The organism is Bacillus bruguierae, from assembly GCF_037104725.1.
In the GTDB taxonomy this organism is placed as follows: domain Bacteria; phylum Bacillota; class Bacilli; order Bacillales; family Bacillaceae_G; genus Bacillus_A; species Bacillus_A bruguierae.
The window spans coordinates 22,594-32,042 of record NZ_JBAWSX010000016.1; the positions used below are offsets into that span (position 1 = coordinate 22,594).

Here is a 9,449-nt window from a genome sequence, read left to right on the forward strand (position 1 = left end):
TATAGAAATTTGTCTAGAATTATTAAGGAGTTGTATATATGAAAGCAAAAATGATAAAAAAACATTTACAGGAGGTTCCTCTCTTTAAAGAACTTTCAGAAGAAGAACTTCAGCCTATTGTAGATATTTCACAATTACGAATGTATAAGGCAAAATCATTTGTATTTATGCAGGGCGACATACTTGACCGCGTGTTTTTTATCCACTCTGGCAAAGTGAAAATTCAAAAAACAGATGCAGCTGGAAAAGAACAAATTGTTTCTGTGCTTCAAGCTGGAGAAATGTTTCCTCACGCTGGCTTTTTCCAAAAAGGTACCTTCCCAGCACATGCTGAAATACTAGAGACTGTACAATTGATCGTTACTCCAATCGCTGATTTCGAGAAAATTTTGATTCAGCATCCTGAATTATGTATTAAAATGTTTAAGGTTCTTGGAGAAAAAATTGTGGATCTTCAGAACAGATTAGAAGAACAAATCCTTCACGATACTTACGAACAAATTATTATGTTATTGCTCCGTTTATGTAAGTCAAATGGTGTAAAAATGAATAACAAATATACATTAACGTCCCAGTTTACGAATCGGGAACTCGCCAATATGATTGGCACATCAAGAGAAACGATTAGTCGCACAATTAATCAGTTAAAAAGAAGAAATTTGATTGCCATTGATGAAAATGGTTATTTCATTATCATTCCAGAAAAATTAAAAGCAGAAATCATCTGATTACATAGTACACCTAACACCCTACTTTTTTCTCTATGTTACATCGTTATTGAGAATTAATATGAATAATTCCCGAGGTAGAGGTAATGACAAAAATGATTGATTTCAGGAAAACAAGTTAGACATTGGTGTAGCTTTAAAATAAAGTTTGATTAAAAATATTGTGTTAATCCGTATCCTATGGTAAATAAAAAGCATCCATTTTGAAAAAAGTTTGATCAAAATGGATGCTTTTTCAGCAGGTTTATATTTCGGTTTTATAAAAAAGTTTTATCATTTTCTTCCTGTGTTACTCCACAATCGCGTCCTATAATTGAATAAATGATGGTTTTCTTACAGCAAGTTTACGAAGATCACACTAAATTAGTAAAGTAAAGAAGAGAATATCCAAATTAACATTCTCTTCTTTAGGTTTACCCGTTTAAAAAGAAGGTAAGTTATCTAAGTTATTTTCTTTAATACCATCAGGTTCACTACGTATAATATCCCTGCCATACTTATGAAATACGTCCACATGAGCTAACTTCCCTGATTTTGCTTCATCAAGAGCAGTAATATAATCTAATTCTCTTCCACTACTTGTTTTAAAAGCAATAATATCATCCTCATCATTTTTACGAACTGCAACAATTTGTTCTACTCCTGAATCGACTTCCTCAACTACTTCCAATTGAGCTTGGTCTTCCCCTTGTTGTAAGTATTCATTATAAATTTTTTGAAAGTCTTTTTTATCCATAAAACCCACCTCCAAAATATTTTATTAGTATATTCGGAAGCTATTAGTTTTATGTACTATAATCCTTAACAAAATGTATTGTTTTTACGGTTTTTCATACTTCCATTCCATAAATGCGAACCTAATCCAGCTTTTCAGCTCTTATTCAATATAGTGGCCCAATACATAAAGATCGAGCACAATTCTAGCTACAAAATTGCGTCCGATTATTGAATAATAAAAATATAAAATTAATAAAATGAAATGGTCATACTTCTTCACTCAAAGACTATCGTGCACTTGGAAATTCCAAAGCATTTTTTAATTAAAAGAAGGGTTACAATCGGAACCAACCGAATATGTAACCCTTCTTGAATCTTCTGTTATGAAGCTTGTTATGCTACGTGAACTTACTTGACTGACGTATGGCTTGAAATAGCGTTAATTATTTTATCCCAATCATCAAAGTGAATTTCATGCCCAGTCCCTTCAAGGGTTAGTAACGATGCATTTGGAAGTTCTTTGGCAAGTGCTAAACCATGCTCATAGGGAAGGATTGTATCTTCTGTACCATGAATCACCAATGATGGAACCTTTATTTCTTTAATTTTACCTTCATAATAATCATTGCCTACAAGTGTTGCGTGATTAAACATACTGAGTAAATTATTTGCTCGTTTAAAATCTTGTGTTGTTAGTTCCCGAGCTCTTTTTTCATCAAAGGTATGATGTGAACCACAGAGCATTTTTGCACCTTCAACCAAGTAGTTAATAATTGATTCTTCATCTGACCAATCTAATGTAGCCCCCTTGGCATGATAAGCTAGTAAGCTCTCATCCATTTCTGGTAATCCTCGGTCGTTATCATCGGAACCAAAAAGACTTGATGAAATTAAAGTCATGCTTAAAACTCTCTGAGGATTATGAAATGCAACAACTTGAGCAATCATACCACCCAATGACATTCCGACAATGTGGGCTTGATTAATATTGTAGGCATCTATAACCCCTGTAGCATCATTAGCCATGTCTACTACTGTATAATTTGAAGTCCCAGGCTCATAAGTTATGGAGCGTCCTACATCTCGATTATCATATCGAATAACATACCTTCCTGTATCGGCTAATTTTTGACAGAATTCTTTGTCCCAATAAACCATTGAATTCGTAGCTCCATTTATCAATAAGACTGCTGGTTTAGATGGATTTCCAAAACTCTCTGTACATATATTAATTCCGTTAATTTCAAATATCTTTTCACTCATGATTTGTTCCCCATTTCATTCGAATTTGGTAAATTTGAATGAGGCACACACAAATAAACCTACTCATTTTATCAAAAAATGAATGGGCATAAATGAAATGTACCTGAAATTAACGGAAACGGATGAACTTAATAATCATGATTTGCACTCTCCTATAAGAAATAAGGGTTTTTATACCAAATTAAATTATAACATGATTCTTATTATTGTGCATTGCCCACATGAGCTTCCAATAATAATTATTCAACAATCTGGCCCTTTAACGGAACAACTTTATGTCACTCAATAATTCCTTAATCCATCTTTCATCCCGCTACTTTAGGGCAGTAAGACCCCCACCTCAAGATTCAGAGAAAGCAAAGAAGATAGGTGGGGGATAACTGCCCATAAGAGCCCGATTGGTTCAGCTAACCATCAGTGGAGGATGACGAAAACCTCCACTGATGGAAGTTTCACTTTATTCAGATGTTCTTTTTCTTTTAGTCATAAAAACACCCCTTCAGACAAAAGTATCCAAAAGGGTAAAGCTTCGCGACTTTATTTAAAATCAACAATTGGGTATTTTAAAGTATCGGCTTGCTTAATACGAGATATGATTTCTACTAAAAAGGAAGAAATGATAACCTAAAAAACGCTACCTCAACTAATGAAGTAGCATTTTTTGTACAAATCATAAACTATATTGTAGAAATCAGTACCCCTAATACTTCTATCATGTACCACAATATGTTTGGTAAGGACAGGCTGAAGGTTCAGGTAGCGCCGCATACTCCTCCTGTTCAGTGGAGTGCGCGTAAGGATTTGAAAGAACATTAAGAAGACGATCCATCACACTATAATCCCCATGCTCCGCTGCAGCTTCTAATGCTTCTTCTACCCTGTGGTTCCGAGGGATTATCGCAGGATTGCTTTTTCGCATCAATAAATGTGAGGAAGCTTTCGATTCTTCTTGTCTACCTAGTCTTTCCTGCCATCTTACATGCCACTCTGCAAACTCTGTAGTCTCAAACAAAGCCATGTCCCCGAGCTTATCAAAAGTTAACGCACGGAAGGTATTTGTATAGTCCGCACGATACTTCTGCATGATAGCAAGAAGATCTTCAATAAGGGCTTGATCCTGTACTTCTTCGTTAAATATCCCTAATTTCGCTCTCATTCCAGCAAGCCAGTTTGATTGATATAACTTATTAAAATTTAAAATTGCATTTTGAGCCATTTCCATTGATTTTGCATAATCACTATGCAATAGCGGTAATAAAGATTCAGCTAACCTTGCAAGATTCCATCCGCCAATATATGGCTGGTTTCCATAAGCATAGCGACCTTGAATATCAATGGAACTGAATACTGTTTCTGGATCATAAGTATCCATGAAGGCGCAAGGACCGTAATCAATTGTTTCTCCGCTTATAGTCATATTATCAGTATTCATTACTCCGTGAATAAAACCAACTAGTTGCCATTTCGCAATCAAGGAAGCTTGACGCTTAATTACTTCCTCAAGCAAGAAAAGATAGCGATTTTCAGCTACATCACCGCCTGGATAATGTCGATCTAGTGTATAGTCAGCTAACATTTGGAGTTCTTCAATAGTCACCCACTGAGCAGCATACTGAAAAGTGCCAACGCGCAGATGACTTGCAGCCACACGAACGAGAATTGCACCAGGCAGTTCCGTTTCACGAATGATTGACTCACCAGTTGTCACTACTGCCAGACTGCGGGTAGTAGCAATTCCAAGCGCATGCATTGCTTCGCTAATAATATATTCGCGTAACATTGGTCCTAATGCTGCTCGTCCATCTCCCCTGCGGGAGTATGGCGTTCGACCAGAACCTTTCAGATGGATATCAAATCTTTCATCTAAAGGAGTAATCTGCTCACCAAGTAGTAAAGCTCTACCGTCCCCTAACCTGTTAAAATGACCAAATTGATGACCTGCATATGCTTGAGCAAGAGGAAACGCACCTTCGGGAATCTGGTTTCCTGCCAGTACTGCTACCCCTTCGTCACTTTCAAGATCCTCGGCATTCAATCCCAATGATGTTGCCAACGAATGATTGAGAATAATCAATTTCGGTGAGCGAACAGGCGTTGGACTGAGACCCGAAAAAAACGATTTCGGTAGACGGGCATAACTGTTATCAAAGTTCCATCCTGTTTCTATTCTTTCTTTCTTCGTCATCGTATCACCGTCTCTTCTTTTATCATTTATACTTAATACAAAATTGAAATGGGATGTTAATTGTATTTCTACACCAATACAAAGCAATCCCCTATAATGTCTACTTCTTCCATTTTATTATACTCTTTCTACAGAAATAAGGAGAAAACAAATCATGTTTTATTCTGCATTACCATAATTTACATATATAAATTTAAATAAGTTTATGTTTTTACAAATAGATTTGGATATTGAAATACATCTCTATAAAAAAACATACAACCTTACCAACAAATACAAGGTTGTATGTTTTTAATATTATTTACATGTATTCAGGTGCAATCCGGTGCCATTTGTATAATTCGTTCTTCTGGTGGGTCTACTTTTATAATCTATTCTCCTTGTACAATCTTAGCACCTTCATATAATTTATCCGCATAATTTTTAAGGTCTTGCCAATTATCCTTCGCTGTATCCAGATCTGCTGTTATCATAAGAGCAAGCAGGTCTGGGCTAATTTGGTCAACACTTTTAAGCAATGATTTATATTTGACCCCGATTACATCCCACTGAGTCTTTATATTTTCAAGAGCAGTAACAGCTGTACCAACTGTTGCAGCCATATGTTCCGTTTTATTTTTGGCATCAGTCAAAATAACTACTTCTGCCTCTGCTCCAGAAATTCTGGACTTTAATTGTTCTATTTCTTGTTGTGCAGATGCGATATTCTTGTCAGTAGTGACAATCAATGGTATACCAATCGGAGGCATAAATACAGATAAAGCTATATAGCCACCACGTTTATCATAGTTTTCTTTAATTGTATTATTACAATTCTCAATTCGTTGTTGTAGAAGCGGAATACCAGCGTTCGTACTTTCTAGAATATTCTCCAATTGATTGAAATCTTCTTTGAAATTTCTTGTATTTTCTGCTATTTCACCTTGAAAATTTTTCAGTTTTTCTAACAGTACATCTAATTTTTGACTATTATACAAAATACTATTGTACAAATTTTCTAGTTCATATTTTAATTTCTCTGTATCTTTTTGCTCTATAGCAGTTAGTAAAAGCTTATAACTTGCTTGAAACGTATCATTATAACTTACAATATTCTGATGCGTGTACATAATACGAGTTTTAAAATACATGAACCAAAAATCGGCATTCTCTATTGCATCCCGTTGATGCTTAATCATGTTTGCTTGTAAATCACCATTTATAGAACTTATTTTACTTAAATCTGTCAGCTGTTGATTACTGATTGTATTGGCATATGAATCCATTGTAAGGATATTTGCCACCATTTTTCCCATTACTTCTTTAAATTCACCAGGACCAAGGGAATAGTTCTTCAAACTTTCTTGCTGTTGGGACACAGTTTGTTCTGCTGCCAAAGTATGAAGTGGAATTACATTACTCGCTGCCATTCCCGTAATGATTGTTGACAAAATAATTTTCTTATATAAATTCTTATTCATCTTTTTCACCTACTCTTTCACATGCATCACATATTTTATTAAATTCATAAGCTTCTATTCTTTACTTCAAATGAATTATGATTATTGCAAATAAAACAACATATTAAAATAGAGGTTCTCATACTTTCTTATTCTATAATCTTTATTAAGTTTCATAACTATATAGGAAGTCTCCTGCTCAAACTTGAACAGGAGACTCACATTATATGTTCTTCAAAAAGGAAACTCAGTATATTATATTTTTCATTACTTCGGCAATTTCTTGAAGTAATATTATTATTTCAAGAAAGAAATCTCACTACTTTGAATATTTTCAGCATACTTTCTAATCTGCTCCCAATGATCCTTCGCTGTATCCAGATCTGCTGTTATATCCATAGCAAGGAATTCTGGGTCAACAGCTTTAGCACTCTTAATCAATGCGTCATATTTTGTTCCCATTCCATCCCACGCAGTCTTTATATTTTCAAGAGAAACAATAGCTTTATCAATTGTATCTGTTAAATTTTTAATATCACTTTGCACTATCGTTAACCTAGCTGACTGTAGTTGCGCCATTGAAATATTTTGTGTTAGCGTTATAATTTCTTCTTGTGCCTTGATTATCTGCTGCTGCGATGAAACTACTCCGTATATCCCGCCTCCTAATATAGGTGCACCAAAGGGCGCAAAAGGTGAAAGAACTAAATATGCACCAGCAGCAGTTGCAACCGACGATGCAATATAAATTTTGTTATTCTCATCGATTACTGCTTTATTTGTTTCGATTTGTTTCTGAAACAGTGGAATTCCAGCTTCTTGACCAGTTAAAATATTTACGATTTCTTCAGCATTCCCTTTTAAATTTTGTGTATCTTTTTCTAATTTGCCGCGAAAGCTTTTTAAATCCTCCACTAATTTGGTCACTTGATCTTTATTCTGTGAAACTTCACCATTCAACTTTGTAAGCAAAGCTGTTAGTTTGACTGGATCATTTTTATATTGTAATAAATAACGAGAATAATTTTGGAATTTTGTATCATAACTGATAATATTTTGATTCGTCGTAACTATCCCTGATTTCAAATTATTTAACCAGTATGTTGCATTTTCTCTAGTAAGATTTTGGTTGGCTTTAATGTCTGTTTTTAACTTATCGCCAACTGAAGGTAAACCATCCAAATTAATATCTGCTTGTTTAAGAATAGTTAAAGCATACAGGTCCATTACCAACATATTGGATTTAGTGTCCTTCATCGCATGATCAAGCCCTGTTGGTCCAAGGTAATAACTAGGGTATTTAAGGTCTTGATTTGCATAAATAGGTGCTGGTTCCTCTGCCGAGGCATATGATGGCATAATGCCACCCGCTACGATTGTTGCTATTAATGTAGATAAAGCCATTACTTTATAAGGTTTTTTCATCACATTTTTCTCTCCTCATATGATATTGTTAAGAATTATAGTTCTTCATTCTACAAATTTCATCCTGTTACTTTTATTTTTGTAACACTCTCTTGATATTCCGTTGTTTGTTTTTTCAATTCATCCGTAAACTGTTTGAGTTCTTTTAATCGTGCTTGTAATGAATTAGAATCTATTTTCGCATCAGTATTAAGACTTGTCCCCGTTTCAGTCACTATGTTATTAAAGGTGTCCCAACTACTTACTAGATTGTCAAAACTCTGAGTTTGCTTTTTAACTGTTCTTGTAAGGTTATTTAATTGCTGCTCAATAAGTGTCATTTGAGTTGCTTGCACTTCAATATTCGCTAAATTTTGTACCAATTGAATTAGTTTCTGTTGCTTCTGAGCAATAGCTTTATTCAGTTCTGTTACTTTATCATTTGTAAGTTGTCCATATTGGTTATAAACTGCTTCCAAATTAGACACGTCTACAGTTTTATCCTTAACTCCATCTTTCAAAATATTAATAATCGACTTTGTAATATTTAAAGAGCCGTCTAGATTTTCTTTTGGTAGAGCTAGAAGTTTTTCAAAATCTTCTTGAATGTCTGCATTAAGGTGTCCAATTTCCGTTCTGAATTTTTCAATGTCTCCGTTTGAACCCTTATAAGATTCAAACGCTCTGCTAACTTTACTAGAAAAATTATTACTATCTTCAACCAATTCGTTTTTAGAATAGTTTAAGTCTTCTGAAGTTATTTTCATATTATACTGAATTCTTTGCACGTCACCTTGAAGTAAATTAAAAATACGTACAAATAATGCCTTTGCTTCCGAATCTTCATTCATTTTTCCAGCTAGTTCAACTAATTTATTGTAATAATTTGTAAATCTCATTTCGAAACTCTGTATGTCTTGATTTACAACGAATAATTTGTGGTTATTTACATCCAGGTAGTCTCGAACATGGTTTCTTACAGTACCTTGATCAGTTGTTATTCCATATATAGTATTTACATCAAGGTCTGGTTGCTGTAATATGATTAGCCCATATCCTTGAATTAATGGCGTCTGTGATCCTAATGTCGTAATCGAATTTGATAACCTATCCATAGCAGGTCCAAGTATACTACTTGGTTGTAAATAAGTTGTCTTACTTTCTGCGAAAGTATTTACAGGCACGAAACAACTGGTAGATACTGCTGTAGCTAATAACCCTGCTACTAACGTTTTTTTCATAGTAATTCCTCCTATCAATTGGTGTTTTTTGATAAAAGAGTTAGACTAATTTTTAAATGTTTCATTTTTATTTCTATGAAAACTAGTCTTAAAACTTTTTATCGTTATAGATTGTTACAAAGATGTTAATTGTGGGAATCTGATTACAGATTATAAATACTTGTACATAATGCCCTACTATAAACTTATTCCCTAAGAAGTTACATAAAAGACACGTCGAAGTTAAACTTGATTTTGTCTCTCATACACTGTAACGATCTTATGCCCTTATTAAAACATTATGTTTTTACCAAGTAAATCATAAAATTTTGTTTATCACCAAATTGTTATTTAATATTCAGATAATAAAATTTAATAATAATTATATTAATAAAAATGTTGTAAACCTATTTATTATGAGAGTTATTAATTTTCATTTGATATTTCTATTAAAATTATAGTTATTATAATTTAATAAAGGTTTTTATTTCCA

General features: G+C 33.8%; 7 protein-coding genes. 1 reads left to right on the forward strand and 6 read right to left on the reverse strand.

What is annotated here, in order from left to right:
* Positions 1-38 precede the first annotated feature (38 nt).
* Positions 39-728, forward strand: a complete 690-nt coding sequence (locus tag WAZ07_RS20785; RefSeq protein ID WP_336473954.1) for a Crp/Fnr family transcriptional regulator — start codon at positions 39-41, stop codon at positions 726-728.
* 421 nt (positions 729-1,149) lie between these two features.
* Here WAZ07_RS20785 and WAZ07_RS20790 read toward each other — a convergent pair whose 3' ends face one another.
* The 6 genes from WAZ07_RS20790 to nheA form a co-directional block, all read right to left on the reverse strand.
* Positions 1,150-1,464 (reverse strand): DUF3892 domain-containing protein, encoded by a 315-nt coding sequence (locus WAZ07_RS20790; RefSeq protein ID WP_141525056.1) that lies wholly within the window; start codon positions 1,462-1,464, stop codon positions 1,150-1,152.
* 389 nt (positions 1,465-1,853) lie between these two features.
* Positions 1,854-2,708, reverse strand: a complete 855-nt coding sequence (gene mle / locus WAZ07_RS20795; RefSeq protein WP_336473955.1) for an alpha/beta fold macrolide esterase — start codon at positions 2,706-2,708, stop codon at positions 1,854-1,856.
* A gap of 712 nt (positions 2,709-3,420) precedes the next feature.
* Complete coding sequence (locus WAZ07_RS20800; RefSeq protein WP_336474009.1) at positions 3,421-4,893, reverse strand: protein adenylyltransferase SelO; 1,473 nt, start codon at positions 4,891-4,893, stop codon at positions 3,421-3,423.
* Positions 4,894-5,264: 371 nt separating this feature from the next.
* Positions 5,265-6,353: a non-hemolytic enterotoxin subunit C gene (nheC, locus tag WAZ07_RS20805; RefSeq protein ID WP_336473956.1), complete on the reverse strand. Its 1,089-nt coding sequence runs from the start codon at positions 6,351-6,353 to the stop codon at positions 5,265-5,267.
* Positions 6,354-6,629: 276 nt separating this feature from the next.
* On the reverse strand, positions 6,630-7,757 hold the full coding sequence (gene nheB / locus WAZ07_RS20810; RefSeq protein WP_336474010.1) for a non-hemolytic enterotoxin subunit B: 1,128 nt from the start codon (positions 7,755-7,757) through the stop codon (positions 6,630-6,632).
* A 59-nt stretch (positions 7,758-7,816) separates the two neighbouring features.
* Complete coding sequence (nheA, locus tag WAZ07_RS20815) at positions 7,817-8,977, reverse strand: non-hemolytic enterotoxin subunit A (RefSeq protein WP_336473957.1); 1,161 nt, start codon at positions 8,975-8,977, stop codon at positions 7,817-7,819.
* Positions 8,978-9,449 lie beyond the last annotated feature (472 nt).